We start from the raw sequence: 24,998 nt of genomic DNA on the forward strand, positions 1-24,998 counted from the left end.
CTCTCCTGATCAGTCGCCGTGAGGCGCTTGGGCGGGGCTTTCGCCCGGGATGGCTCCGCTATCAGGGGGTAGACGAGCGATCTTGGCAAGGCAATCGCTCGGGCGCCGCCGTCCACGCCTCGTTTCATTCGGCCGGCGTCCGCCCTTCCGCCGCCACATCGTCCGCCGCGCGCGGGAGGAAGCGGCGGGTACGGCGGGCGAACCCGTCGAGATAGGTGAGCGCCACCGGCACGAAGATCAATGTGAGGACGGTGGACGACAGGAGCCCGCCGATCACGGCATGGGCCATCGGCGCGCGCTGCTCGCCCCCTTCGCCGAGCCCCATCGCCAGCGGCACCATGCCGAAGATCATGGCGAGCGTCGTCATCACGATCGGGCGCAGGCGCACCTGGCCGGCTTCCGCGAGGCTCTCGCGCAGCGTCAGCCCGCGCCCGCGCGCCTGGTTGGAATAGTCGACGATGAGGATGGCGTTCTTGGTGACGAGGCCCATCAGCATGATGAAGCCGATCGCGGAGAACATGTTGAGCGTCGAGCCGGTGGCGAGAAGCCCAAGAAGAACCCCGATCAGCGATAGGGGCAGCGAGACCATGATCGCCAACGGCTGAAGGAAGGAGCCGAACTGCGAGGCGAGGATGAGGTAGATGAAGATCACCGCGAGCGCTAGCGCCTGCACTGCGTAGCCGAAGCTTTCGGCCATGTTCTCCGCGTCGCCCCCGAACGAGATACGGTAGCCCGCGGGAACGGCGATCTCGGGGATCTGCCGCTGAAGCTCGCTCACCACCTCGCCGAGCGCGCGCCCTTCCACATTGGCGGAGATGCGGACCTCGCGGGTCAGATCGCGGCGGTCGATCGAGGAGGGCGCGGCGCTATCCACCACGTCGGCCACCTGATCGAGCGCGACGAGCACCGCGCGCCCGTCCGCATCCCGGCGGTCGGTGGCGATGCGCAGCTCGCGCAGCTGGCCTGCGCGCTCGCGCCCTTCCTCGGGCAATCGGACGAGGACGTCGTAGGTTTCCCCGTCCGGCGCGTTCCAGACCGAGATCGCGCTGCCGGCGACCAGCGGATAGAGCGTGTCGCCGATCGACTGGAGCGAAACGCCGAGATCGCTGGCCGCTTCCTGGCGCACGCGAACGGCAAGCGTCGGTTGCCGGTCGTCGATGGAGGATTCGATTTCGACGGCGCCCGGAATGCGGCCGAGCCGCGCGATGACTTCATCGGACAGGCGCTTCAGCTCGCCCTCGCCTTCGCCCAGCACCGAAACCTGCAGGGGCTTGGCGTTCGCCCCGCTCCCGCCGCCGCCGAGCGAGGGCTGGTTCACCGAAACGGTCAGGCCCGCGATGCGCGACAGGCGCTCGCGCAAGGGGGTGGAGAGGTCGAGCGTCGAGCGGGATCGCTCGGCGATCGGTACCAGCGTCACCGCGACGCTTGCCGAGTTGTAGCCGCGTGCGGAGGCGGCGTTGACGGTGGAATAGGTCGTCGCCACCTCGGGCATCGCCTCGAGCACGCGCTCGACCTGCGACACCTTGCGCGCGGTGTAGTCGAGGGACGAGCCTTCCGGGGTCTCGATCGACACGGTGAACTCGCCGAGATCGCCGACCGGCACGAACTCGGCGCCGATGCGCGGCACGAGCATGAGGCTGGCGACAAAGGTGGCGAGGATCAGCCCGAGCGTGACGAGGCGATGCCGGAAGGTCCAACGGATGACGCTGGCATAGTTCGCCGCTAAGCCCTCGAAGCCGCGATCGAAGGCGGCGACTATCCGGCCGATGGGCCCACGCTTGGCGTTTGGCCGCGAGGCCGGATCGTACCAGACGCTGGACAGCATCGGGTCGAGCGTGAACGACACGAAGAGCGAGATCAGGACGGCGACCGACACGGTCACGCCGAACTGAAGGAAGAAGCGGCCGATGATACCGCCCATGAAGGCGACGGGCAGGAACACGGCGACGATCGAGAGCGTCGTCGCCAGAACGGCGAGCCCGATCTCCTCCGTTCCGTCGATCGCGGCCTGCCGGTGCGACTTGCCCATGTGGAGATGCCGCGTGATGTTCTCGCGCACCACGATCGCATCGTCGATCAGGATGCCGATGGCGAGCGACAGCGCCAGAAGCGTCATGGTGTTGAGCGTGAAGCCGAGGAAGTGGATCACGGCGAAGGTGCCGATCACCGAGATCGGCAGCGTCAGCCCGGTGATCACGGTGGAGCGCCAGGAGTTCAGGAACAGGAACACGATGACGACGGTCAGCGCCGCGCCCTCGATCAGCGTGCGCTGCACGTCGGACACCTGCGCGGCGATCGCGCGCGAATTGTCGCGCGACACGGCGATTTGCACTCCCTGGGATGCGAACTCGGACTGGAGCTTGACGACCTCGGCCTGAAGATCGCGCGCCACGGCGACCGTGTTGGTGCCCTGCACCTTCACGACGTCGATGCCGAGCGCCGGTACGCCGTCGTAGGCGGCGCGGCTCGTCAGCTCCGCCCCGCCCTCGCGAACGCTGGCGACATCAGTCAGACGGATCGCGGCGCCCCCGTCGGTGGCGACGATGATGCGCTCGAAGCCCGGCACATCCGCGATACGCCCTTCCACCGTGACGTTCTGGCCGGAAATGCCGGAGGTCAGCGTTCCCGCCGCGATGTCCTTGTTCTCGCGGCGGATGGCGTCCATCACGCCGGCCGTGCCGACGCCGAAGGCTTCCATCCGCGCGGGGTCGAGCAGGATCTGGATCTGCCGCTCGGCCCCACCGAGGATCGACGTCTGCCCGACGCCCGGCACGACGTTGAGCCGCTTGGTGAGCACCTGATCGGCGAGCGAGGTCAGGTCCGGCAGGCTTTTGGTCGCGGACGACACGGCGAGCGACAGGATCGGCTGGTCGTCGGGGTTGAAGCGGGTGATCTGCGGCGCGTCGATGCCGTCGGCAAAGCTCGATTGGACCCGCGACACGCGGTCGCGCACCTCCTGCGAGGCGCTCTGCGAGTTGGTCTCCAGCGTGAACTCGACGATCACGAGGGAGCGCCCTTCGTAGCTCTGCGAGGTCACGCGGTCGACGCCGCCGATCGTGTTCACCGCCTGCTCGATGGGGCGGGTGATCTCGGATTCGACCGCCTGTGGCGAAGCACCGTCATAGGTGGTCGCGACCACCACCACGGGCACGTCGACGTCGGGAAACTGGTCGAGACCGAGCCGGTTGTAGGAAAACAGCCCGATCACCACGATCGCCGCCATCATCATCGTGGCGAAGACCGGGTGGGCGACGCTGATGCGGGTGAGGATCATGCCGCGCCTTCGATCACCACCGCCGTGTCGGCCTTGAGGTCCGGCAAGGGCGCGGTGACCACGACCTCGCCGGCTTCCAGCCCTTCGGCGACGACCACGAGCCCACTTTGCGGGAGGGTCTCGCCGGTACGCACCGGCCGGCGCACGAGCTTTCCGCCCTCGGCCGCCAGCACATAGGTTCCCGCCTCGTCCTGCCGGATCGCGGCGGGCGGCAGGGCGACGGCGTCGGCGATGGTCTGAACGGCTATCTCGCCGACCGCGAACATGCCGCCGCGAATGGCGCCGTCCGCATTGTCCACCGTGACGAAGACCGAGATCGTGCGCGAGCCGGCAACGGCTTCGGGCGCGATGCGAGAGACGCGTCCGATCAGCGTCCGGCCCCCGAGCCCCTCGATGCGCAGGTTCACCGCCTGTCCGATCGCCACTTCGGCGATCCGGCTGGTGGGTACGGCGGCGGCGATCTCGACGCTCGACAGATCCACGAGCTGGAGAAGCTCGGCGTTCACCGGAACGCTCTGGCCGGCCTCCACCTCGCGCTTGGCCATGGTGCCGGCAAAGGGCGCGACGACCACGGCATCACCCACGGATTTGCGCGCGTCGGCGACCTCAGCCTCCAGAGCGCGGGCTTGCGCCTGAAGGTTCAGAAGATCGGACTGGGCGCTTAAGAGATCGGCCTCCGACGAGATGCCGGCCGTGCCGAGCTTGCGACGCCGCTCCAGAACCGACTGCGCGAGCTCGATCTGCGCGCGCCGCGCTTCCAGCGTCGCCTCGCGGGCCGACAGGGTCGAGCGCAGAAGCGTCTCGTCGAAGCGCGCGAGAACGTCGCCCGCCTCGACCCGCTGCCCGACGTCGAACCCGAGCGATGCGATGCGCCCGGAAACCTCGGCGGTGATGACGGCGCGGCGCACGGGCTGAACCGGACCGGACACGGACAGGTCGCGCGTGAAGGCGCGCCGTTCCACGGTGGCGACCTCGAAGCTTGCCAGCTCGGTCGGGCCGGCGGGCGGGCGGGCGCGGTCGATCACCGCCGCGCCGGAAGGCTCGGCGCCGCCCTGCACTGCCGCGTAGATGCCGGCTCCCGCTCCCACAGCCAAAAGAACCGCGACGACCCTTCGAAGCCCAAAGGCCATTCCTGAATGATTCCCGTTCGTGACGAAGTCCGCGCGACCACAGCCGACAAGCGTGTCGCGAGTTTGACATCGGGTCTCGCGGGCCCCGGGTCAACCGGACGTTTTGTTACGTTTCGTGACGAAACCGCCCTGCGCCCCATAACATGGGAACCCCTAGTCGTCCGACCCGAAGACGCGGGGCAGCCGCACGACCCGAGTTTCGGAGACCGTTCGAATGACCATATCGCCGTCGGCCTCCGCGTCGCCGGGGCCCGCGACGGGATGGAGCCTGCAGGCGGACAAGGTCGGCCTGCCCATCGGCCTCGGCATCGCGCTTGCCCTTTGGGTGCTCCCCTTCGCTACCCTCAAGGCCAACCGAATCGTCGCCGGCGAAGCGCACGGTTTTCTGGACGCGCTGCCTCCGGGAAGCGGCATGATGCTGCTTCTCGCGATCCTCGCCACCGCGGCGGCCTTCGCCTTTCGCCTTCCCTCCACCCTGCGGCTGATCGGCGCGCTGGCCGGGACCGCGGGTTTGTGCCTGGCGATCGGGCTGGCGCCGGACCATCTCGCCCCGTCGGACAACCCCTATGCGCGCGTGTCCCCGGCTTCCGGATTCTGGACCGCCTTCTTCCTGATGACGCTGGCGCTCGCCGACGCCTTGACGCGCAAGCGCCCCGGACCCGCCTTCCGGCTGGCCCTTCTGGCCGGCGTCGGGGCACTTTCCCTCCTTTTCCTCGGCACCGGCTTCTTCGACGGCCTTTCGGTGATGAAGGAGTTCGCGGCGCGGGCGGACACGTTCTGGGCGGAAGGGGCGCGCCATCTGTCGCTCGCCTTCGGCTCCATGGGGATCGCGATCGCCATCGGCATTCCCTTTGCGATCCTGGCCGAGCGCTGGCCGGTCCTTCGCGGCCCCGTCCTCAACGCCCTCAACATCGTGCAGACCGTTCCGTCCATCGCCCTGTTCGGGCTCCTGATCGCGCCGCTCGGCTGGATCGCGCTCCACGTGCCGGGCGCCGCCGCGATCGGCGTGCGCGGCATCGGCATCGCCCCGGCTCTCGTCGCGCTGACGCTCTATTCGCTGCTTCCCGTGGTCGGCAACACGCTGGCCGGCTTTGCCGGCGTCTCGCCCGCCGCCAAGGACGCGGCGACCGGCATCGGCATGACGCGCCGCCAGCGCCTCCTCAGGGTCGAACTGCCTCTCGCCCTGCCGGTGATCCTCGTCGGCATCCGCATCGTTCTCGTTCAGAACATCGGGTTGGCCACCATCGCCGCCCTGATCGGCGGCGGGGGTTTCGGGGTCTTCGTGTTCCAGGGGCTTGGACAGAACGCCACCGACCTTGTGCTCCTGGGCGCGCTTCCGACCGTGATCCTCGCGTTTGCCACCGCCGTGGTCCTGGACGCGGCGATCGAGGTTTCCTCGCCAGCCAAAGGCCGTCTCGCGTCATGATCGAGATCCGAAACGTCACCAAGCGCTACGGCGCCGAGCCCGTCGTGAACGACGTGACGCTGACGATCGAGCCGCGAACGGTGATGGCGATCGTGGGCACCAGCGGGTCGGGCAAGACGACGCTGATGCGCATGATCAACCGGATGATCGAACCGAGCGCCGGCGAGATCCGCATCGACGGCGACGATATCCGCAGCGTTTCCGGCCCCGAGCTTCGCCGCCGCATCGGCTACGTCATTCAGAACCACGGCCTGTTCCCGCACCGAACGGTGGCGGAGAACATCGCGACCGTGCCGAGCCTCATCGGCTGGAAACGGCGCGAGATCGACGCGCGTGTGAGCGAGCTTCTCGAACTCTTCGGCATGCCGGCCCGGGACTTCGCCACCCGCTACCCGCACGAGCTTTCGGGCGGCCAGCAGCAGCGCGTCGGCGTCGCCCGGGCGCTCGCCGCCCGGCCCAACATTCTCTTGATGGACGAGCCCTTCGGCGCGCTCGACCCGATCATCCGCGCCAAGGCGCAGGCCGATCTTCAGGCGCTGCAAAAGGCGACGGAGACGACCATCGTCCTCGTCACCCACGACATGGACGAAGCCCTTCGCCTCGGCCATCGCATCGCCGTGATGCGCGGCGGACGCATGATGCAATGTGCGAGCCCCGCCGAGATCCTGGCCCGGCCGGCCGACCCGTTCGTGGAGGACATGGTCGGCAGTTCCGACCGCGCCCTGCGCCTCCTTTCGGTGGAAGGGATCGGCGATCTCGTGAGCCCCGGCGACGCCTCCGGCGCGCCGATCGCGTTCGAGGCCAACCGGCGCGACGCGCTGGCCGAACTCCTGTGGTCGGGCCGGGAGGAAGCGCCGGTGGCGGATAGCCAAGGCAGCGTTGTCGGCACGATCCGCCGTGATGCCCTCATCGCCAGCGCAGCGCGGCCCGCATGAGAGGGTTTGCGCCCTGGTTGCGCCTTCTTGCGCTCGGCTTCCTGGCGGTCGCGCTTCTCGCGCCAGAAACCTTCGCACCCCTGCTTCGCCCGCTGGCCGGCAACAATGCTTCGCCGATCTACACGCAGACGAGCCTCGCGTTGCTCACCCTTCGACATCTGGAACTCGTCGCGATCGCCATTTCAGCCGCGTTCGTCGTCGCTGCGGGGTTCGCGATGGTGGTGACCCGGCGCTTCGGCGCCGAGTTCCTGCCCTTGTCGCGAAGCCTCGTGAACATCGGGCAGACCTTTCCGCCCGTCGCCGTCCTGGCGCTGGCGGTGCCCGCCGTCGGCTTCGGCGCGGTGCCGACCGTGATCGCGCTGTTCCTCTACGCCCTGCTGCCGATCTTCGAGAACACGACGGCCGGTCTTCGCGGCGTCGCGCCGGCCGTCGTGGAGGCGGCTCGCGGCGTAGGGCTGACCCCGCTGCAGCGCCTGTGGCAGGTCGAGCTTCCCTTGGCCCTGCCCTTGATGATCGCGGGCCTGCGCCTGTCGGTGGTGGTGAGCCTGGGAACCGCGACGATCGGCTCGACGGTCGGGGCGCCGACGCTCGGCGAGGTCATCATCGCCGGGCTCCTGTCCAACAATCTGGCCTTCGTCGTGCAAGGGGCCACGATCGTCGGGCTGCTCGCCATCCTGTCCTTCGACGCGTTGACGCTCCTGGAACGAAGGTTCTCGCACCCGAAATGAACTTTGCCGATCGAGGGCAACTCGGGTCCTGTTTCCCGCGTTGTTCCGCACCATTCCAGACCATGGCGGCTCCGATGCATTCCGGCCTTCGCACCATCCTTCCCCTTCTTGTGATCACCGTGGCCTTTCCGGCCGGCGCACAGGAGCTTACCGCCGACGCGATCAACCGGGCGACGCCCGACGAATATCGCCAGCGCCTGGACGAAGCGCGTGTGAAGGCCGAGCAGGAAGCCGCGGAGAACCCCGCGGATGCCTCCGCGCCGTCGGACGACGACGCCCCGGCCGACGACGAGGAAACCCTGGCCGAGGCGCCGGCAGCGAACGAGCCCAAGCTCGACCGGCCCGACCCGTTCCTGATCCGCATGCAGGTGCTGCTCGACCGGGCCAACGCCTCGCCCGGCGTGGTCGACGGCTTTCTCGGCGACAACACGGTGCGCGCCGTCCGGGCCTACGAGACGATGCGCGACCTGCCGGTGGACGGCGAGCCCGACGCCGATCTCTGGGCTGTTCTGTCCGTCGACGGCGGCGAGGCGATGACCACCTACGAGATCACCGAGAAGGACGTGGACGGCCGCTACGTCAAATCGATCCCAAAGGACTACGCCGAGATGGCGGAAATGAAGTATCTCGGCTTTCGCGGGCCCCGCGAGATGCTGGCCGAGCGCTTCCACATCGACGAGAAGCTTCTGGAAACGCTGAACCCGAACGCCGACTTTGCGAAGGCGGGGCAGACGATCCTCGTGCCGCGCATCGGCGAGGAGCCGAGCTCCAAGGTCACGCGCATCGAGGTGGACAAGTCGGCAGGCGAGGTCTTCGCCTATGCCGAGGACGGGAGCCTCGTTCTCGCCTATCCCGCCTCGATCGGCTCGGAGGATACGCCCTCCCCGTCCGGCGAGGCGACGGTCGAGGTGGTCGCGCCCGATCCGAACTACACCTACAATCCCGACAAGAACTTCCAGCAGGGCAAGAACAAGGACGTCCTGACCATCCCGCCCGGTCCCAACGGCCCGGTCGGCTCCATGTGGATCGACCTGTCACGTCCGACCTACGGCATCCACGGGACCGCCGAGCCCTCCCAGATCGGCAAGACCGAAAGCCACGGCTGCGTGCGGCTGACGAACTGGAACGCAGCCACATTGTCGCGGCTGGTGGAGCCGAAAAAGACTGTGGTCACGTTCCGGGACTGATACCGTTTCGCCACCCGATTCCCGGACGAGAAACGGAAAGCCGCATGACGATCCAGCCGCAGCGCATCATGGTCTTGAAGGACGGCGAACCGCTCGAAGACAAGCGATACGTTCTCTACTGGATGCAGGCGGCCAAGCGCGTATCGACCAACCACGCGCTGGAATACGCGGTGGAGCGGGCCAACGAACTCGACCTGCCGCTCGTCTGCGTCTTCGGCATGACGGACGCCTTCCCCGACGGCAACGCGCGGCACTACCATTTCATGGTGGAGGGGTTGGCCGAGGTCGAGAAGGAAATGGCCAAGCGCCACGTGCGCTTCGTCCTGCGGCTCGGCGACCCGGACGCAGTGGCGCTCGCCCTGTCGGAACACGCCGCGCTCGCCATCTGCGACCGCGGATATCTGAAGATCGAGAAGCTCTGGCGCAAGCGTCTTGCCGACCGGATCGAATGCCCGTTGATCCAGATCGAGACGGAGGTGGTGGTCCCCATCGAGACCGCCTCGCCCAAGCACGAATACGCCGCCCGCACCCTTCGCCCGAAGGTCGTGCGGTTGCGCGACGAGTTCATGGTTCCCCTAAAGACTCGAGACCTGAAGCGCCACGGCAACCGGCTGGAGCTCGGCGACACGCTCGACCTGTCGGACGTGGCAAAACTCGTGGCTTCCATGAAGCTCGACCACTCGATCGGCTCCGTGCGCCGGTTCCGGGGCGGCACGGCGGAGGCACAGAAGCGCCTGAAGGCGTTTCTGTCCGGCCCCTTCGCGACCTACGGCGAGGACCGCAACCATCCGGAAGCGGGCGCGGCCTCGCACATGAGTCCTTATCTTCACTTCGGCCAGATCGCGCCGTTGGAGATCGCGCTGGCCGTGCGCGCGGCGCGCAAGGGCGGCGACGAAGACAAGGCGGCCTATCTCGAAGAACTGCTGGTTCGCCGCGAGCTGGCGATCAATCACGTCTTCTACGAGGAACGCTACGACAGCTACGAATGCCTGCCGGACTGGTGCCGCAAGACGCTGGGCGAACACGAGGGGGACGAGCGCGAGCACGTCTACACGGAGAAGAAGCTCGCGGCGGGAGAAACGCACGACGAATACTGGAACGCCGCGATGCGCGAGATGCGCGAAACCGGCTTCATGCACAACCATATGCGCATGTACTGGGGCAAGAAGATCGTGGAATGGTCGCGCTCTCCGCAAGCCGCGTTCAAGACGGCGCTGGCGCTCAACAACCGCTACTTCCTCGACGGGCGGGACGCCAATTCCTTCACCAACATCGCTTGGCTCTTCGGCCTGCACGACCGTCCCTGGGGCCGTCGGCCGGTGTTCGGCAGCATCCGCTATCTCGGCCCGGCCAGCCTCAAGAAGTTCGACGCCGACGCCTATGTCGCGACGGTGGACAAGCTGGCGAAGGCGGAGAACGCCGACTGACCGCTCACCATTCGATCGGCGAGCCGTCATAGGCGAGAAAGCTGCCCGTTCGCTCCGGTGGCAGGCCATCGAGCACGGCAAGAAGCGCCTCGGCGGACGCCTCCGGCGTCAAGCGGTCCCGCGCGCTGGCAAACGGGTCGGACAGAGCGGTCGCGACCGTCCCGGGATGCAGCGCAGCGACGACGGCTCGCGGGTGCGTGCGGGCGATCTCGATCGCGGCGGTGCGCAGGATCTGGTTGAGCGCCGCCTTGGCCGCCCGATAGGAGATCCAACCGCCGAGGCGATTGTCGCCGATCGAGCCGACTCGCGCGCTGAGAGTGGCAAAGATCGCCCGCCGGTCGCGCGGCAGGAGCGGCGCGAAGTGCTTGAGGATCAACGCCGGGCCGATCGCGTTCACCGCGAACTGGCTCGCCATGCCGGCGGGGTCGATCGCGCGCAGGGCCTTTTCCGGCCCGTAGCCGTCGATCTGCAGCGCGCCCGTCGCGTCGAATACGAGGTCGAACCGCTGATCCGCCAGCCGTGCTGCCTGCGCTGCGATCGAGCCTTCGTCCTCCAGATCGAACCCGTCGCGGCGCGACAGGGCGACGACGCGCCCGCATGTGGCGTCCGCCTCCAGCCGAGCCGCGACGGCACCGCCGATTCCGCCCGTCGCGCCGAACACGAGGGCTTGGTATCCCCTGCGAAGCGAGGTGAGCATTCCGGTCCGTTCCGCCTATGGGTGCATCCGCTTGCGGAACTGGGACCGGACATCGCAAGTTCCCGGCCCATCAGGATCGGGATGGGATGCGATGCCGAAGATGCGCCGAAAAGGCGATTTGCCTTCGAAGCCCTGCGCCCATTGCGGGCGCCCGATGGTGTGGCGCCGCGCCTGGGCGCGAACCTGGGACGAAGTCCTGTATTGCTCGGACCGCTGCCGGGCGGAGGCGAAGCGCCATCGGCACGAAGCGCCTAGAGAAACGACGCCGAATCCTTGAACAGAACGGCGGCGCAGAAAGCCGCGTTGGCGACCACAAGCGAGAACACCGCAAACGAGCCGAGGTCCTTCGCGTGCTTGGCGAAGGCCGAGAATTCGGGCGACACGCGATCCACGATCAGCTCGATCGCCGTATTCACCGCCTCGATCGCGCCGAGGATCGCCAGAAGGACGAGTTGGATGAGGAGCGCGGCGGCCGAGGCGCCGTCGATCGCCAGAACGCCGAGCAGCACGGCGGCGAACAGGATTTCGTGCCGAAAGGCCGGCTCGCGCAGAAGCCGCCGCAGGCCGTCGACGGAGTAGCCGGCCGCCGCCACGAGGTGCTCGAAGCCGTTGAGCTTGCGCGGGGCCGGGCCGCCCGGGCGTATATCCTGTGTCATCGCTGATCGCTTCGCGTTTTCGAACCCTCTCCCATCTGTCGCAAACACGGCATGGGAAAGGGCGTTCCGATACGGCAGAGCCTCTGCGACCACAAGGGCGGCCGAGCCTTCGCCAGCGAACCGACCGGTCCGGGTGGTTCCAAGTAAAGCGCCGCGCAAAGCCTTTTCGTGGAAAGTTCGCCTGCCTTGGAATTCAGTCCGCATCCGGTCGCGAACTCGCCCGCTGCCTCCAGCCGAAGTTGGCACCTTCGAAAAATACGGTCGAACGGTCGCGCATCAAGGTTTCTGTAAATCTTGCAGAGTAATCCTTCGAATGACGAAGGTTTGAAAGTCCGCCCCGCCCGTTCCGCCGAGCACGCGAGGCTGCATCGAACCCGACCGCATACCTCTACCGGGTTGGTTCCCACCGCCCGGTCCCAGCACCCGAAGGCTATGGCAGCCCGATGGAGATCCGACCGATGCAAGACCAATCGCCGGCTCAAGTGGTCACGCTCGGCCCCGTGCTCGACGTGCGGGCGGCCACGCCGCTTCACCGCGAGCTTTCGGACCTGCGCGGGCAGCCGATCGTCGTCAACGCGCAAGGGGTGGAGCGCATCGGCGGCCAGTGCGCGGCGGTTCTCCTGTCGGCGGCGCGAAGCTGGCGCGGCGACGGCCAGGACTTCGAGCTGACGGAGGCCTCGGAAGGCTTCGAGGAGGGTTGGCAGCTCCTCGGCCTCGACATGGCCGAGCTTCGCAAGGACGAGCCGGCCTTCGCCTTCGACTTCGCGGCGTCCGAGTAACCGCCGAGCTTCGTCTTCATCCGCGACACCGCATCGAGAAGGACCGCCCCCGTGGACGCCATGGTCGAGATACGAGCCACTTTCTTTGAAGAGTGCGCCGAAGGGCTCGAGGCCTTGGACGGCACCCTGCCGGCTTTTGCAGGCGGCACGCCGGATGCCGAGACGATCGGCGTCGCCTACCGGGCGGTTCATTCGATCAAGGGCGGGGCAGCCTCGTTCAAGCTGGCCGAGCTGACCGGCTTCGCCAAGACGTTCGAAAGCCTTCTCGGCGAGATCCGCTCCGGCAACCTCGCCACTGATGCAGCCGTGGCCGACCTGATCGCCCGTTCCGCCAAGACTCTGCGCGGTCAGGTCGCGCTGTCTCGGGAAACCTGCGAGATCGGCGACGAGATCCGCGCCTATGTTCCGGCCGAAGAGCCCGCCCCGGTCGAGGAGGCCACCGGTCTTTCCGATTTCGAGCGGCTCGGCTTCCAGCCGGTCGCCTTCGATCTTTCGACGCTGGTCGGCGACGGGGGCGGTCGCTTCGACATCGTGTTCCGCCCGCACGCTTCGCTCTATGCCAGCGCCAACGAGGCGAGCCGTCTGATCCGCCAGGTCCTGGCGCTCGGCGAGGGCCGCGTCGTCGCCATCACCGACGATGTTCCCTCCCTGGAAGCCATGGAGCCGGAAGGCGCCGCACTGGCCTTCCGCATCGAGCTCGAAACGGCGGAGGGCGAAGAGGCCATTCGCGAGATCTTCGAGTTCGTCGAGGACGACTGCGAGCTCGAGATCACGCGCCTCGAATCCCCAGACGAGCATACCATCGACGGCGAAAGCCCGGAGGACGTCTTCGCGGCGCTCCTGGCGGCCGCGACCCGCTGACGACCTGAACCGCACCGCACCGTCCCATCCCACGACCCAAGCCGAGGCCCCACATGACCTTTACCAAACCGCAGGATCGGGAAGGCGCTCGCGAACTCATCGCCTTTCGGGTGGCCGATCGCGAATTCTGCGTCGACATCATCTCGGTGCGCGAGATCCGCGGCTTCACCGCCGCCACCCCCCTGCCCCATGCCCCGCGCTACGTGACCGGCGTCATCAACCTGCGCGGCACGGTTCTGCCGATCATCGACCTGTCGATGCGCCTCGGCTTCGATGCGACGGAGCCGACGGAGCGCTCGGTGATCATCGTCGTGATCGTCGATCAGCAGCTCGTCGGCCTTCTGGTGGATGCGGTCTCCGACATCCTGACGGTCATGGACGAGTCGGTTCAGCCGACGCCCGAAGTCGCCTCCGAGATGGCCCGTACCTTCGTGCGCGGCGTGATCCCGCTCGACGGGCGGATGATCTCCTTGATCGGCATCGAGAACATCCTGCCCGCCGCCCGCAGCATGGCTGCCTAAAGCGCCTTTCGCTTCTCGAGAAGTCGGTCCTCCCATGGCACAACCGCTCGGCGCCTCGATCGCCTCGTCCTCCGCCGACGCTTCGGTGGACGGCGAGTTCCGGATGACGGACAAGGACTTCCTCCTGATCGCCAAGGTCCTCTACGAGGATTCGGGCATCGCCCTGCCCTCGTCGAAGTCGGCCCTCGTCTACTCGCGGCTGGCCAAGCGCCTGCGCGCGCTCGGGCTCGCGAGCTTCAAGGACTACTGCTCGCTGATCACCAGCCATGCCGGCGCTTCCGAGCGCGTCACCATGCTGGCGGCGCTGACCACCAACGTCACCCACTTCTTCCGCGAACCGCACCACTTCGACCATCTGCGCAAGACGCTGCTTCCCCCGCTTCTGGATAACGCCAGGCGCGGCGGACGGGTGCGCATCTGGTCGGCCGGCTGTTCCAAGGGGCACGAGCCCTACTCGATCGGCCTGACTATCCTCGACATGATGCCGAACGCGGCGGACTACGACATCCGCATCCTCGCATCCGACATCGACCCGAACGTCGTCGAGTTCGGGCGCGAGGGCCTCTACGACGACGAGGCGCTCAAGCCCGTGTCGAGCGAGCTGAAGCGCAAGTGGTTCACGCGCGAAGGCGGCGAGTTCCGGGTGGCGGACGAACTCAAGGCGCTCGTCGCCTTCCGCGAGTTGAACCTCATCGGTCAGTGGCCGATGAAGGGCCGCTTCGACGCCATCTTCTGCCGCAACGTCACGATCTACTTCGACGAGCCGACGCGCCAGCGCATCTGGGGTCGCTTCACCCAGCTCCTCGAGCCCCGCGCCTTCGTTTATATCGGCCATTCCGAGCGGATGGCGGGCGCGGCCGCCGAGCAGACCACGCTCGTCGGCAACACGATCTACCAACTCAACTGAACACTCATAAGGTCGCGGAGACGCCTCCATGACGCCGACCCGCGTCCTCATCGTCGACGATTCGCCCACCATGCGCGCGCTGGTGCGCCATGCGCTTTCCAAGGACCACGCGATCCAGGTGGTCGGCGAAGCGTCCGAGCCGCACGAGGCGCGCGAGAAGATCAAGTCCCTCGACCCCGACGTCGTGACGCTCGACGTCGAGATGCCCGGAATGAACGGGATCGAGTTCCTGGAAAAGATCATGCGCCTGCGCCCGACGCCGGTGATCATGGTCTCCACCCTGACGCGCCCCGGCGCCGAAGCGACGCTCGCGGCACTCGAACTCGGCGCTTTCGACTGCGTCGCCAAGCCGACGGCGGGCGGGGTCGATACGCTCGCAACCCTTCCCGGCCTCGTGCGCGAAGCCAAGCTGGCGCGCGCCATGATCGGCGCAGGCACCAACCGGCTGGCCGGGCGCCCAGTCGCCACGCCTCGGCGCGTCCGGGAAAACGGCCCCGAACTCGTCGGCATCGGATCGTCCACCGGCGGCGTCGAGGCGCTGCTCCAGGTCGTCGCCAAGATTCCCGCCGACACGCCGCCGGTGATGATCGTTCAGCATCTACCGGGAACCTTCACCTCCTCCTTCGCCTCGCGCCTCGACAACGCTTCCCCGGCCCACGTGGTTGAAGCGCGCAGCGGCGAGGTTCTAAAGCCCGGCCACATCTATCTCGCACCCGGCGGGAAGCATCTGACGATCCGCCGTCTCGGCGGCTCGCTCGCCTGCGCGCTCGACGAGCACGATCCGGTGCAGGGGCACCGCCCGAGCGTCGACGTCCTCTTCGCCTCCATCGCGCGCGTGTTCGAAGGCCGTGCCACGGGCGCGATCCTGACCGGCATGGGCCGCGACGGGGCACAGGGGCTTCTGGAGATGCGCCAGAGGGGTTTCCACACGCTGGCGCAGGACGAGGCCACATCGCTCGTCTACGGCATGCCGCGCGTCGCCTGGGAGATCGGAGCTGCCGAGAAGCGTGTTCCCCTGTCGCGGATCGCCGACGAAATCTTCGGCTGACGAACGAATTTCTATGGAGCGTTGACGAAATCTTCGCTCCTGCACACCAATACTAGCGGCACCAGCATTTCAGAAAGGCATTCGTTCCCATGAGCCTAGCACAACAACTCAAGGTGATGATCGTCGACGACCATCGCACGAGCCGGATGCTGACCTACGAAGCCTTGACCGAGATCGGCATCAAGAACGTCGTCTACGCCTGCGACGGCGAGGAGGCGCTGAAGCTGATGATGTCGACGCCGTGCCATATCGTCATTTCCGACTTCAACATGCCCAAGCTCGACGGCATCCAGTTGCTTCGCGCCCTGCGTTCCTATGCGCCGACCAAGAAGACGCCGTTCATCATGCTGACCGGCAAGGGCGACCGCGCCCTCGTCCAACAAGCGGCGACCTTCGGCGCCAACAACATCCTCGCCAAGCCGATCTCCGCGCCGATGCTGCGCAAGACGATCGAAGCCGTGGTCGGGCGCCTGCAATGACCCCTTCGGTTGCATCGGCGGCTCGCGCCCCGGAGCGCCACCGCATCAACCTGATCCAGGGCGAAGCCCTGGTGGACGACCGTCCGGATGTCGTCCTGACCACGCTTCTGGGCTCCTGCGTCGCCGCCTGCATCCGCGATCCCGGAGCCGGCGTCGGCGGCATGAACCACTTCCTCCTTCCCGGCGACGGGGGGGACGGCGGCAGCCGCGTCGAGAGCTACGGCCTTTATCTCATGGAAGTGCTGATCAACGGCCTTCTCAAGAAGGGCGCCCGGCGCCACGCGCTGGAAGCCAAGATCTTCGGCGGTGCGCGCACCGTCGGCGGGCTGTCCGACATCGGCGCCAAGAACATCGACTTCGCCACGCGCTTCCTTCAGATGGAAGGCATTACGCTTCTCGGCGGCTCGACCGGCGGCGCGCAAGGGCGGCGCATCGAGTTCTGGCCGGTCTCGGGCCGGGCGCGCCAGATCCTGATGGAGCCGACCGACCGCGCCGCCTTCGCCAAGCCCCCTCCGCGCGCGGCCGCGCCCGTCAGCGGCGGCGATCTTGAGCTCTTCTGATGAACGCGCCGTTTCCCAGCGATACGGCGCTGACCTCGGCGCAGCTTCTGGCGCGCGTGGCAACGGAACTTGCCGCGCTCGCCCAGCTGGTTCGGGATCTCCCCTCCCCCGGCGGCTCCCTCGACGCCGCCGCGCTGGCGAAGGCCCAGGACCAGGATCTCGCCGAGCAGACGCTTCGGGAGCTTTCGGCCTTCCTCCATGCCAGCGCGCCCCATTTCGACGCCGAGACCCGACGAGACTTGTCGGGTCCGCTGTCCGAGGTTCGCCTCGCGAAACTTGCGCAAAGCTTGACTGGTTGCTTGGCCGCTACGCCGGAAACTTCCGGCGACATCGACTTCTTCTGATCGCTTCGCCCGGCCAAGGTCCCGGCCGTCCGGCCGTTCATCGAAGCGTAAGTAATTCGTGTAAGATTTATCTTTAATCATCCACTCCGCGCGAGAGGGAAGACACAAGTGAAGACGATCCTGACAGTCGACGACTCGCGCACCATGCGCCAACTCTTGAACGGCGCCTTGAGCGACGCGGGCTTCTCGGTGGTGCAGGCCGAGGACGGCGTCCACGGTCTGGAAGTTCTCGAAGGCTGCGAGCCCGACGTGATCGTCACCGACGTGAACATGCCGCGCATGGACGGCCTCACCTTCATCGAGCGCCTGCGGGCCGATGCCGGCCGCCGGGCCATCCCGATCCTCGTCCTCACCACCGAGAACGACGCCGCCAAGAAGGCGCGCGCCAAGGCCGCCGGCGCCACCGGCTGGATCGTGAAGCCCTTCGACGCTCGCAAGCTCGTCGACGCGATCAACCGCGTCGCGCCCTGATCTCGAAGCACCGAACACTTTCCTGAAAGGACCTGCACCGTGGACGTCATGGAGGAAATCCGGGCGACATTCTTCGAAGAATGTGCCGAAGGGTTGCAGGAACTGGAAAGCGGCCTTCTGGCCATGGAGGGCGGGGAAACCGATAGCGAGACGGTGAACGCCGTCTTCCGCGCGGTCCATTCGATCAAGGGGGGCGCGGGCGCCTTCAATCTCGACGACCTCGTGTCCTTCGCGCACGTGTTCGAAACCACGCTCGATCTGGTTCGCTCCGAAAGGCTCGACCCGGATGCGGGCGTGATGCGCGTTCTCCTGCGCTCGGCCGACGTCCTCACCGACCTCGTCACCGTGGCGCGCGACGGCGGCAGCGTCGATCCGCAGCGCGTGGCCGAGGTTTCGGGCGAGCTCGTCGTCCTGGCGGGCGGCGGCGGTCATGCGCCGGCCGGCGCCAAGTTGGCGGACGGCCATTTCGAAACCGCGGCCGACGAGGAGCCGGAATTCGCGCCGATCGCCATCGACCTGTCGGACCTTCTCGTCGCTTCCGATGCCGAGAAGCGCTACGAGGTCCGCTTCGCCCCCCATCCCTCGCTTTACGAGAAGGCGAACGAAGCGGCGCGCCTGATCCGCGAAACGCTGAAGCTCGGAACCGGCACGGTCCGAGCCCAAGCCGACGACCTCCCCGATCTCGCCGAGCTCGATCCCGAAGGCGCGGCGCTGTCCTGGACCATCGACCTGTCGACCTCGCAGGACGAAGCGGCGATCCAGGAAATCTTCGAGTTCGTCGACGGCGACTGCGAACTGACAATCCGCGAGATCGTGGACGAGACCGCCGGTCCCTCGGCGGAAGACCTCCAGGCCGAGATGCTGGCGCTTCTATCGAGCGTTTCCGCCGGCCCTGATGCTGGATCCTCGGTCGAAGCCCAGCCGGAGGCGCCGGCGCAAGGCGCGCTCAAGCCCCGCCCCGCACGAGCAGCCGCCAACGAAGGCGAAGCTGCCGGCGGCGAAGCGGGCGGCGAAGGGCGCGGCGGCGCAAGCCAGGGTGCCGGTGCCACCATCCGCGTCGATCTCGTGCGTGTCGATCGCCTGATCGATCTCGTGGGCGAACTCGTGATCCATCAGGTCATGCTGTCGCAGCGCCTTCTCCAGGCAGGCCTCGCGCGCGCGTCCGACATCGCCATCGGCCTCGAGGAACTCGAGCAACTGACGCGCGAGATGCAGGACAGCGTCATGGCGATCCGGGCGCAGCCCGTGAAGTCGGTCTTCCAGAAGCTGCCGCGCTTGGTGCGCGAAGTCGCCGAGCGCACCGGCAAGAGCGTTCGCCTGGTGACGGAGGGCGAGTACACCGAGGTCGACAAGACCGTCATCGAGCGCCTGTCCGACCCGCTCACCCACATGATCCGCAACGCGATCGACCACGGTCTGGAATCGCCGGAAAAGCGCGTGGCCGCCGGCAAGCCCGAGGAAGGCGTGGTGCGCGTCGCCGCCATGCACCGCTCGGGCCGCATCGTGATCGAGATCTCGGACGACGGCGCGGGCATCAACCGCAAGGCGGTCTACGACATCGCCGTGTCCAAGGGCCTGATCGCGCCCGACATGCAGCTGTCGGACGAGGAGATGGACAACCTCATCTTCCTGCCCGGCTTCTCCACCAAGTCGGAAGTATCGGAACTGTCGGGCCGCGGCGTCGGCATGGACGTCGTGAAGCGTTCGATCCAGTCGCTCGGCGGGCGCGTGTCGATCACCTCGACGCCGGGCAAGGGCTCGCTCTTCTCCATGAGCCTGCCGCTGACGCTGGCGGTTCTCGACGGGATGATCGTGTCCTGCGACGACCACACCCTCGTGGTTCCGCTGACGGCCATCGTGGAAACGCTGAAGCCCAAGCCCGACGACGTGAAGTCCTTCGGCGACGGCGAGTACGTGATGAACGTGCGCGACCGCTTCCTTCCGCTCATCGACGTCGCCCGCCAGCTCGGCTACCGCTCGCGCCCGACCGATGCCTTGAACGGCGTCGCCATTCTCGTGGAAGCCGAGAACGGCCAGCGCTCGGCGCTGCTGGTGGACGCGATCCAGGGCCAGCGCCAGGTCGTCATCAAAAGTCTCGAGGCGAACTACGGCCACGTTCCCGGCATCGCCGCTGCGACCATCCTGGGCGACGGGCGCGTCGCGCTCATCCTCGACGTGGACGTCGTGGCCGCGACATCGCGCTTCGACGTGGCGCCGGTGGCGATCGCGGCTGAATAGGGTCATTCCCGTCCGCATCGGCGGAGCCGGCCGATCGAGGCTCCGCCGCCGACATGCCCGGAAATGCGTGGGACCGCATCTCCTCCCTAGATTTTTTCAAAAGGAATTTTCGAGCATGCGCCTTCCGGATATCAGCCTCGGCAAGAAGATCATGGCATCCTTCGCGATCATGATCGTCGGCTCCGCCGCCATGGGCGCGTCGGTCTACTATCAGACCTCGACCAGCGAAACCGTGCGCCGCGCCAGCATCGAGACCAACCTTCAGCTGCGCAACGCGCAGGCGGCGCGGGTCCTCATGGCGAGGCAGGAAAACTCGCTGCGCGGCGTTCTCCTGTTCAACACCCCCTACTACGTCGAGCGCGTGCAGCTTCACAACGGCAACCTTCTCAAGAAGCTCGCGGAGATGGAAAGCCAGGAAACCGATCCGAACCGGGTCGAGCGCCTGCGCGTCGTCCAGAACAGCATGAACGGCTGGCGGAGCGAGATCGCCGACACCGTGATCAAACTCGCCGCATCCCCCGATACGCGTCAGCAGGGCATCGACCTTGTCGCCTCGAAGCGATCGGACGCCTTCGTCGACCCGGCCGAGGACGCCCTGGACGCCAACATCAATGAACTCTTGGCGCAGTCCGATGCGGAAGCGCAGGCCCAGGCGGACAAGTTCAAGAGCGGCGTCATCAAGATGATGGGCGGCGTCGTCGCGCTGCTCTTGGCCGGCCTGCTCCTGGGCTGGTTGCTGACGCGCAGCATCGCAGCTCCCATCATGCGCTTGCGCGATACGATGAAAAAACTCTCGGCCGGCGATCGCAACGTCATCGTCCCCTCGCTGGAGCGCGGCGACGAAGTGGGCCAGATGGCGGCAACGGTCGAGAATTTCCGCCAGGCCGCGATCGAGCGGGTTCGCGTGGAGGAAGAGGCAGCCGCCCTGCGCACCGAGCAGGCGGCCGAGCGCGAGCGTCTCTCGGTCATCGAACGTCGCAACTCGGCGGAACTGCAGGGTTTCGTATCCTCCATCGAAACGGGCTTCCAACGCCTGTCGGACGGCGACATGACGGTGCGCATCGAAGAGAACGTCGCCGCCCAGTACGAGCCGATCCGCAACCAGTTCAACGGCACGGTGGAAAAGCTCGAAACCACCTTCGGCTCCGTGGTCACCTCCATCGGCTCGATCCGGACCGGTCTCGGCGAGATCAGCGTCGCCTCCAACGACTTGGCCCAGCGCACGGAGCAGCAGGCCGCGAGCCTCGAACAGACCGTAGCCGCGCTCGCGGAAGTGACGCGCGCCGTCAACGACACCGCGCAGGACGCCAGCCGCGCCCAGGCAACCGCCGAAAGCGCCAACCGCAACGCCGCCAAGGGCGGCGAGATCGTCGCCCAGGCCGTCGGCGCGATGCGCACGATCGAACAGTCGTCCGAGAAGATCGGCAAGATCATCGGTGTCATCGACGAGATTGCCTTCCAGACTAACCTCCTGGCGCTCAACGCCGGTGTCGAGGCGGCGCGCGCTGGCGAGGCGGGGCGTGGCTTCGCGGTAGTGGCGCAGGAAGTGCGTGGGCTCGCCCAGCGCTCGGCGGAGGCTGCGAAGGAAATCAAGGAACTGATCTCGATGTCGGGAAGCCAGGTCGCACAAGGCGTCGAGCTGGTGTCGGCTTCGGGCCATTCGCTGGACGAGATCATCGCCGAGGTCGGCGAGATGAGCCGCACCGTTGCCGAGATCGCCCGCAGAGCCCGCGAGCAGGCCGTGTCGCTGAAGGAAGTGCAGACCGCCGCCGACCAGATGGACAAGGTCACCCAGCAGAACGCCGCGATGGTGGAACAGGCGACGGCCGCCGCGCAGTCGCTTGCCACCGAGACCGACGAACTCGCCCGTCTCATCTCCGAGTTCAAACTGGCGACGAGCCAGCGCCCTTCGCGCGCCAGGCCCGCTGCGAACGCTCCGTCCGCCCCCTCGGCCCGTCCGCGTGCGTCCGTGCAGATGCGACCGGTCGCGCAGGGCAACGCGGCTTTGAAGACCCTGACGGACAATTGGGAAGAGTTCTGATCCCCTCCCCCGTTTCCCCTCTCGAACCATCGAAGGAGCCGGATCCCCAGTTGGGATCCGGCTCTTTTCGTTTCGAAGCCCTATGAAACCGGGATGTGAGGAACGAGCCTTCTCGTCCTCCCGCTGGAGCGTTCGCTATCCATCCCCATCGCGACCGCGAGGTGTTTCGCGCCATGCGAGCCCGATCGTGATGCCCGAACCTGCATTTCGTCGTCCTCTCCGCATCGGAATGAGACGCCCACCGGCGAAGCGCCTCTCTTCCAAGCGGATCGCGTCGGCGAGGCAAACCAAGGAAACGAAAGCTCGGATCCGTCCGCACCGGATGGACCGCTCGTGCCGGTGCCGATAGATGAAAAGGGGTCGGGAACCGCACACGACCCAGCCCCAGGGCCGGCCTGAGCGCCCGGAAGCGTATCGGAGGTTTTCCATGTCCCTGAAACTGTTCGATCTGACCGGGCGCATCGTCCTCGTTACCGGCTCCAGCCAGGGGATCGGCTACTCGCTGGCGCAGGGAATGGGGCGGGCCGGCGCTCGCATCGTCCTGAACGGGCGCCGCGCCGATGCCGTGGTGGCGGCGGCCGAGGCCCTACGCGGGGAAGGGATCGAAACCGAAACCGCCGTCTTCGACGTGACCGATCACAAGGCCGTATCGGGGGGGATCGACCGGGTCGAACGGGACATCGGCCCGATCGAAGTCCTCGTCAACAATGCCGGCATCCAGAGGCGTTCGCCGCTGGAGGACTATCCGCCCGAGACCTGGCACGAGATCATGCGCGCCAACGTCGATTCGGTGTTCTTCGCGGGTCAGGCCGCCGCCCGGCACATGATCGCCCGCGGCCACGGCAAGATCATCAACATCGCCAGTCTCCAAGCGCAGGCCGCACGCTATTCCATCGCCCCCTACACCGCCACCAAGGGTGCCGTCCTCAACCTGACCAAGGGCATGTGCACGGACTGGGCGCGGCACGGACTGCAGATCAACGCCATCGGGCCGGGCTATTTCGAGACCCCGTTGAACCAGGCTCTGGTGGACGATCCGAAGTTCACCGAATGGCTGAAGGCTCGCACCCCGACCGGTCGTTGGGGCAAGGTCGAGGAGTTGCAGGGCGCAGCGATCTTCCTCGCCTCCAGGGCTTCCGACTTCGTCAACGGACAGATCCTCTACGTCGACGGCGGCGTCCTCGCGACACTTTGATCGTCCCTTTCTCCAGCTGCTTCCTCGAAATATCGAGCGCAGCGGCTCGCGTTGCGAATCGTCCCTCCGTTCGAACGCTCGTATCCCCACGCGCCGTTCGCATCGACGCCGCCACCACAGTCGGTTTCGAACCTCGGCTTGCCCCACCGGCGGCACGATCGCGGCCGAAGGCGCAAACCCGCCACCACAAGCGCGAATGTCGGAAAACCTCGGTCCGACGAATACCGACCGCGTAAAGCCCGATCCGGCACGGCACGCGTCACACTAGCGAAGGAAATCAGATTGGTGACCGGAAGAATGGTCGGAGTGGCAGGATTTGAACCTGCGACCCCCTCGTCCCGAACGTGACGCCGCCAAGCCCGAACCCTTGTAGCATAGGGGGTCCGGCCGTTGTCGAGACCCCCTGAATGCCGGTTTGTTCCCGGTGTTTCCACCGGAAACCTCCGCGGTTCCCTCTCAGGCGACCGCGCTCTCCGCGCCGCGCTCGCGCCGGGAGCGGCCGCGACGATGGCCGGCGCGCCCCTCCGTGAACGCCTTCCCGACGGCCATGTTAGCCTCGGGATGGTCGTGGCCGTACGTCGATATCAAGACGTCGACGGTCATGCTCATGTAGCCCGCGACCTCGTTCAGGTCCTCGCCTGCCCACAGGAGCCAGCTCGCGCACGTGTGCCGGAAAGTGTGGCGGACGTAGGGGTGCCCCTCTCCGAAGACATGGTCCATCGCCTTCGACAAGGCCTTCCGGGGGTCGGCCGGCTGCCCGCGATACTCCACGAGCCACTCGCGCTGGACGCGTCGGCCGTCCTTCAACGAGCCGCGGCGCCACCTCCGCATGTGAGCCAGGAGGCGCCCAGGGATGCGGACGGTGCCCGCCCTCTTGTTCGACTGCTCGACCTCCTTCGTTCCGAGCCGGTGGTAGACACCGTGCTCCAGATCGACCCAGGGACCGTCCTCCTGGACCGTGAAGCTGGCGTTCCAGATCTTCGCCGAGCGCGATCCGGTGTAGAGAGCGGTCAGGATGAACGGGACGAGGTGGCGACGGTGGCGCTTGTCCGTGACGACGCCCTTCTGAACCTCGCGGGCCCGCCAGCAGTACCACAGGAGCGTCGCCATCTGTCCCCGATCGAAGTAGGTCAGGCGGCTCCGGTGCTTCGACGGCAGGACGACGACCACGTTCTCGCGCAGGAGACCATTCTCGGCGTAGAGCCGGATCGCCGCCCTGAAATCCTCGAGCTCGCGACGGGCCGCGCTCTGCGATCCGCGGGCGCGGGCATAAGCCTTGCAGGTGAAGCCGTTGACGGCCGACAGCTTGCGGCTCCCCCACCACGCCAGAAGGCGCTCCTGGCGTGCGAGGAATTCCTTCGGCCTGGCGACGTCCACCACGGCCTCCTTGGCGTAGTATGCGACGACGTCCGCGACCAGGATCTGGCTCGCGGCTAAGTTGGGCTCGGGCTCGGCCTCCTGGTGCTGCTCCGCGAGGTAGTCGGCAAGCTTTGCCTGAGCCCCAGCAAGGTCCTCCTTGCCGCATCCAGTCCGACGTCGCTTGCCGCGATCGGTGATGACCCAATTGCCGTTGTGAGTGAGCTGCCCCGTCTTTGCGTTGTACCTGGGCGGTTCCCACTCAAGGCGGGCTGGCAGGGTTGGACGCGGCAAGCGATACTCCATGAGAGGACATCGGCTTTCGTCACGTACAACGTGCGGCCGATCCGAGAGGCGATAAGGGAGCCGGAGTGGATGGCCGCGTAGACGGCTTTCTCCGGGACGTTTTCCAGCTGCGGGAGCCAGAAGGCGTCCTGCAGCGGTATGAGCGTGTCGGCCGAGGCGTTGTCGATGTACCCCGGGCGCAGATCGATGACGTCGACGACGAGCTGGAACATCTCGCCCCCGCGGGGCGGCGTGTTCTGCATCACCAGAGGTCCAAGACCGGCAACGCGGGCGGCGGCGCCATGGGCGTGGGGCACGGCCGGACGAGTGGTCTGCCCCCTGAAAAGTGGTCCTCCCTGAAGTAGGCTTTCGAGCTGATGGAGGACACGAGAATGGGACAGAAGAAGCACAAGCCGGAAGAGATCGTCGCCAAACTTCGGCAGGTGGACGTGT

At 67.0% G+C, this 24,998-nt stretch carries 23 protein-coding genes; 18 read left to right on the forward strand and 5 right to left on the reverse strand.

All coding sequences use genetic code 11. The features are described from left to right. Positions 1-124 precede the first annotated feature (124 nt). A complete protein-coding gene (locus H7A85_RS06310; RefSeq protein WP_182085022.1) occupies positions 125-3,274 on the reverse strand; it encodes an efflux RND transporter permease subunit in 3,150 nt (1,049 codons plus the stop codon). Next, on the reverse strand, positions 3,271-4,404 hold the full coding sequence (locus H7A85_RS06315; RefSeq protein WP_182085023.1) for an efflux RND transporter periplasmic adaptor subunit: 1,134 nt from the start codon (positions 4,402-4,404) through the stop codon (positions 3,271-3,273). Before H7A85_RS06315 ends, H7A85_RS06310 begins: the two co-directional genes overlap by 4 nt. A gap of 214 nt (positions 4,405-4,618) precedes the next feature. Between H7A85_RS06315 and H7A85_RS06320 the strand changes: the two genes are divergently transcribed. The 5 genes from H7A85_RS06320 to H7A85_RS06340 all read left to right on the forward strand — a co-directional run bounded on the left by H7A85_RS06320 (position 4,619) and on the right by H7A85_RS06340 (position 10,107). Then, complete coding sequence (locus H7A85_RS06320) at positions 4,619-5,830, forward strand: ABC transporter permease (RefSeq protein WP_182085024.1); 1,212 nt, start codon at positions 4,619-4,621, stop codon at positions 5,828-5,830. Further along, positions 5,827-6,765 carry an ABC transporter ATP-binding protein gene (locus tag H7A85_RS06325; RefSeq protein ID WP_182085025.1) on the forward strand — a complete coding sequence of 313 codons (939 nt, stop codon included), beginning with the start codon at positions 5,827-5,829 and terminating at the stop codon, positions 6,763-6,765. Before H7A85_RS06320 ends, H7A85_RS06325 begins: the two co-directional genes overlap by 4 nt. Further along, positions 6,762-7,493 (forward strand): ABC transporter permease, encoded by a 732-nt coding sequence (locus H7A85_RS06330; protein ID WP_182085026.1) that lies wholly within the window; start codon positions 6,762-6,764, stop codon positions 7,491-7,493. Before H7A85_RS06325 ends, H7A85_RS06330 begins: the two co-directional genes overlap by 4 nt. A gap of 74 nt (positions 7,494-7,567) precedes the next feature. After that, positions 7,568-8,680: a L,D-transpeptidase gene (locus tag H7A85_RS06335; protein ID WP_244630980.1), complete on the forward strand. Its 1,113-nt coding sequence runs from the start codon at positions 7,568-7,570 to the stop codon at positions 8,678-8,680. 44 nt (positions 8,681-8,724) lie between these two features. Then, positions 8,725-10,107 (forward strand): deoxyribodipyrimidine photo-lyase, encoded by a 1,383-nt coding sequence (locus H7A85_RS06340; RefSeq protein ID WP_182085027.1) that lies wholly within the window; start codon positions 8,725-8,727, stop codon positions 10,105-10,107. 4 nt (positions 10,108-10,111) lie between these two features. Here H7A85_RS06340 and H7A85_RS06345 read toward each other — a convergent pair whose 3' ends face one another. Beyond that, positions 10,112-10,804 (reverse strand): SDR family NAD(P)-dependent oxidoreductase, encoded by a 693-nt coding sequence (locus H7A85_RS06345; protein WP_182085028.1) that lies wholly within the window; start codon positions 10,802-10,804, stop codon positions 10,112-10,114. 91 nt (positions 10,805-10,895) lie between these two features. Between H7A85_RS06345 and H7A85_RS06350 the strand changes: the two genes are divergently transcribed. After that, complete coding sequence (locus H7A85_RS06350) at positions 10,896-11,081, forward strand: DUF2256 domain-containing protein (protein ID WP_182085029.1); 186 nt, start codon at positions 10,896-10,898, stop codon at positions 11,079-11,081. On the opposite strand, the gene H7A85_RS06355 is transcribed toward H7A85_RS06350, so the two are convergent. After that, positions 11,056-11,460, reverse strand: coding sequence for a diacylglycerol kinase (locus H7A85_RS06355; protein WP_182085030.1), 405 nt, complete (start codon positions 11,458-11,460; stop codon positions 11,056-11,058). The genes H7A85_RS06350 and H7A85_RS06355 overlap by 26 nt on opposite strands. Before the next feature lie 458 nt (positions 11,461-11,918). On the opposite strand from H7A85_RS06355, the gene H7A85_RS06360 reads away from it, so the two are divergent. From H7A85_RS06360 to H7A85_RS06415, 12 genes are all read left to right on the forward strand, one after another. Further along, positions 11,919-12,239 (forward strand): STAS domain-containing protein, encoded by a 321-nt coding sequence (locus H7A85_RS06360; protein ID WP_182085031.1) that lies wholly within the window; start codon positions 11,919-11,921, stop codon positions 12,237-12,239. A 60-nt stretch (positions 12,240-12,299) separates the two neighbouring features. Then, the gene (locus tag H7A85_RS06365) at positions 12,300-13,100 is read left to right on the forward strand and encodes an Hpt domain-containing protein (protein WP_280514907.1); all 801 of its coding nucleotides are present in this window, start codon (positions 12,300-12,302) and stop codon (positions 13,098-13,100) included. A 53-nt stretch (positions 13,101-13,153) separates the two neighbouring features. Further along, on the forward strand, positions 13,154-13,621 hold the full coding sequence (locus tag H7A85_RS06370; RefSeq protein WP_182085033.1) for a chemotaxis protein CheW: 468 nt from the start codon (positions 13,154-13,156) through the stop codon (positions 13,619-13,621). A 34-nt stretch (positions 13,622-13,655) separates the two neighbouring features. Next, positions 13,656-14,528 carry a protein-glutamate O-methyltransferase gene (locus tag H7A85_RS06375; protein ID WP_182085034.1) on the forward strand — a complete coding sequence of 291 codons (873 nt, stop codon included), beginning with the start codon at positions 13,656-13,658 and terminating at the stop codon, positions 14,526-14,528. Positions 14,529-14,556: 28 nt separating this feature from the next. Further along, positions 14,557-15,576, forward strand: coding sequence for a chemotaxis response regulator protein-glutamate methylesterase (locus tag H7A85_RS06380; protein WP_182085035.1), 1,020 nt, complete (start codon positions 14,557-14,559; stop codon positions 15,574-15,576). Positions 15,577-15,665: 89 nt separating this feature from the next. Next, positions 15,666-16,055 carry a response regulator gene (locus tag H7A85_RS06385; protein ID WP_182085036.1) on the forward strand — a complete coding sequence of 130 codons (390 nt, stop codon included), beginning with the start codon at positions 15,666-15,668 and terminating at the stop codon, positions 16,053-16,055. Then, on the forward strand, positions 16,052-16,615 hold the full coding sequence (locus H7A85_RS06390) for a chemotaxis protein CheD (protein WP_182085037.1): 564 nt from the start codon (positions 16,052-16,054) through the stop codon (positions 16,613-16,615). Before H7A85_RS06385 ends, H7A85_RS06390 begins: the two co-directional genes overlap by 4 nt. Continuing rightward, positions 16,615-16,959 carry a hypothetical protein gene (locus H7A85_RS06395; RefSeq protein WP_182085038.1) on the forward strand — a complete coding sequence of 115 codons (345 nt, stop codon included), beginning with the start codon at positions 16,615-16,617 and terminating at the stop codon, positions 16,957-16,959. Before H7A85_RS06390 ends, H7A85_RS06395 begins: the two co-directional genes overlap by 1 nt. Positions 16,960-17,067: 108 nt before the next feature. After that, positions 17,068-17,430 (forward strand): response regulator, encoded by a 363-nt coding sequence (locus H7A85_RS06400; protein WP_210270221.1) that lies wholly within the window; start codon positions 17,068-17,070, stop codon positions 17,428-17,430. 48 nt (positions 17,431-17,478) lie between these two features. Further along, the gene (locus H7A85_RS06405; protein WP_244631008.1) at positions 17,479-19,668 is read left to right on the forward strand and encodes a chemotaxis protein CheA; all 2,190 of its coding nucleotides are present in this window, start codon (positions 17,479-17,481) and stop codon (positions 19,666-19,668) included. A 115-nt stretch (positions 19,669-19,783) separates the two neighbouring features. Continuing rightward, a complete protein-coding gene (locus tag H7A85_RS06410; RefSeq protein WP_182085040.1) occupies positions 19,784-21,709 on the forward strand; it encodes a methyl-accepting chemotaxis protein in 1,926 nt (641 codons plus the stop codon). A 427-nt stretch (positions 21,710-22,136) separates the two neighbouring features. After that, on the forward strand, positions 22,137-22,904 hold the full coding sequence (locus H7A85_RS06415; protein WP_182085041.1) for an SDR family oxidoreductase: 768 nt from the start codon (positions 22,137-22,139) through the stop codon (positions 22,902-22,904). A 456-nt stretch (positions 22,905-23,360) separates the two neighbouring features. Here H7A85_RS06415 and H7A85_RS06420 read toward each other — a convergent pair whose 3' ends face one another. Further along, complete coding sequence (locus H7A85_RS06420; protein WP_182085042.1) at positions 23,361-24,554, reverse strand: integrase; 1,194 nt, start codon at positions 24,552-24,554, stop codon at positions 23,361-23,363. Positions 24,555-24,998: the final 444 nt, after the last annotated feature.

It is taken from the genome of Aureimonas sp. ME7 (genome assembly GCF_903970965.1).
Lineage (GTDB): Bacteria > Pseudomonadota > Alphaproteobacteria > Rhizobiales > Rhizobiaceae > Aureimonas.

Excerpts from the sequence above, each read along its gene's own strand:
- H7A85_RS06310 (WP_182085022.1), bottom strand. The coding sequence starts at position 3,274 with ATGATCCTCACCCGCATCAGCGTCGCCCACCCGGTCTTCGCCACGATG.
- H7A85_RS06340 (WP_182085027.1), top strand. The coding sequence starts at position 8,725 with ATGACGATCCAGCCGCAGCGCATCATGGTCTTGAAGGACGGCGAACCG.
- H7A85_RS06415 (WP_182085041.1), top strand. The coding sequence starts at position 22,137 with ATGTCCCTGAAACTGTTCGATCTGACCGGGCGCATCGTCCTCGTTACC.
- H7A85_RS06345 (WP_182085028.1), bottom strand. The coding sequence starts at position 10,804 with ATGCTCACCTCGCTTCGCAGGGGATACCAAGCCCTCGTGTTCGGCGCG.
- H7A85_RS06315 (WP_182085023.1), bottom strand. The coding sequence starts at position 4,404 with ATGGCCTTTGGGCTTCGAAGGGTCGTCGCGGTTCTTTTGGCTGTGGGA.
- H7A85_RS06405 (WP_244631008.1), top strand. The coding sequence starts at position 17,479 with ATGGAGGAAATCCGGGCGACATTCTTCGAAGAATGTGCCGAAGGGTTG.
- H7A85_RS06370 (WP_182085033.1), top strand. The coding sequence starts at position 13,154 with ATGACCTTTACCAAACCGCAGGATCGGGAAGGCGCTCGCGAACTCATC.
- H7A85_RS06335 (WP_244630980.1), top strand. The coding sequence starts at position 7,568 with ATGCATTCCGGCCTTCGCACCATCCTTCCCCTTCTTGTGATCACCGTG.
- H7A85_RS06320 (WP_182085024.1), top strand. The coding sequence starts at position 4,619 with ATGACCATATCGCCGTCGGCCTCCGCGTCGCCGGGGCCCGCGACGGGA.
- H7A85_RS06385 (WP_182085036.1), top strand. The coding sequence starts at position 15,666 with ATGAGCCTAGCACAACAACTCAAGGTGATGATCGTCGACGACCATCGC.
- H7A85_RS06410 (WP_182085040.1), top strand. The coding sequence starts at position 19,784 with ATGCGCCTTCCGGATATCAGCCTCGGCAAGAAGATCATGGCATCCTTC.
- H7A85_RS06375 (WP_182085034.1), top strand. The coding sequence starts at position 13,656 with ATGGCACAACCGCTCGGCGCCTCGATCGCCTCGTCCTCCGCCGACGCT.
- H7A85_RS06365 (WP_280514907.1), top strand. The coding sequence starts at position 12,300 with ATGGTCGAGATACGAGCCACTTTCTTTGAAGAGTGCGCCGAAGGGCTC.
- H7A85_RS06330 (WP_182085026.1), top strand. The coding sequence starts at position 6,762 with ATGAGAGGGTTTGCGCCCTGGTTGCGCCTTCTTGCGCTCGGCTTCCTG.
- H7A85_RS06325 (WP_182085025.1), top strand. The coding sequence starts at position 5,827 with ATGATCGAGATCCGAAACGTCACCAAGCGCTACGGCGCCGAGCCCGTC.
- H7A85_RS06350 (WP_182085029.1), top strand. The coding sequence starts at position 10,896 with ATGCCGAAGATGCGCCGAAAAGGCGATTTGCCTTCGAAGCCCTGCGCC.
- H7A85_RS06380 (WP_182085035.1), top strand. The coding sequence starts at position 14,557 with ATGACGCCGACCCGCGTCCTCATCGTCGACGATTCGCCCACCATGCGC.
- H7A85_RS06355 (WP_182085030.1), bottom strand. The coding sequence starts at position 11,460 with ATGACACAGGATATACGCCCGGGCGGCCCGGCCCCGCGCAAGCTCAAC.
- H7A85_RS06395 (WP_182085038.1), top strand. The coding sequence starts at position 16,615 with ATGAACGCGCCGTTTCCCAGCGATACGGCGCTGACCTCGGCGCAGCTT.
- H7A85_RS06390 (WP_182085037.1), top strand. The coding sequence starts at position 16,052 with ATGACCCCTTCGGTTGCATCGGCGGCTCGCGCCCCGGAGCGCCACCGC.
- H7A85_RS06360 (WP_182085031.1), top strand. The coding sequence starts at position 11,919 with ATGCAAGACCAATCGCCGGCTCAAGTGGTCACGCTCGGCCCCGTGCTC.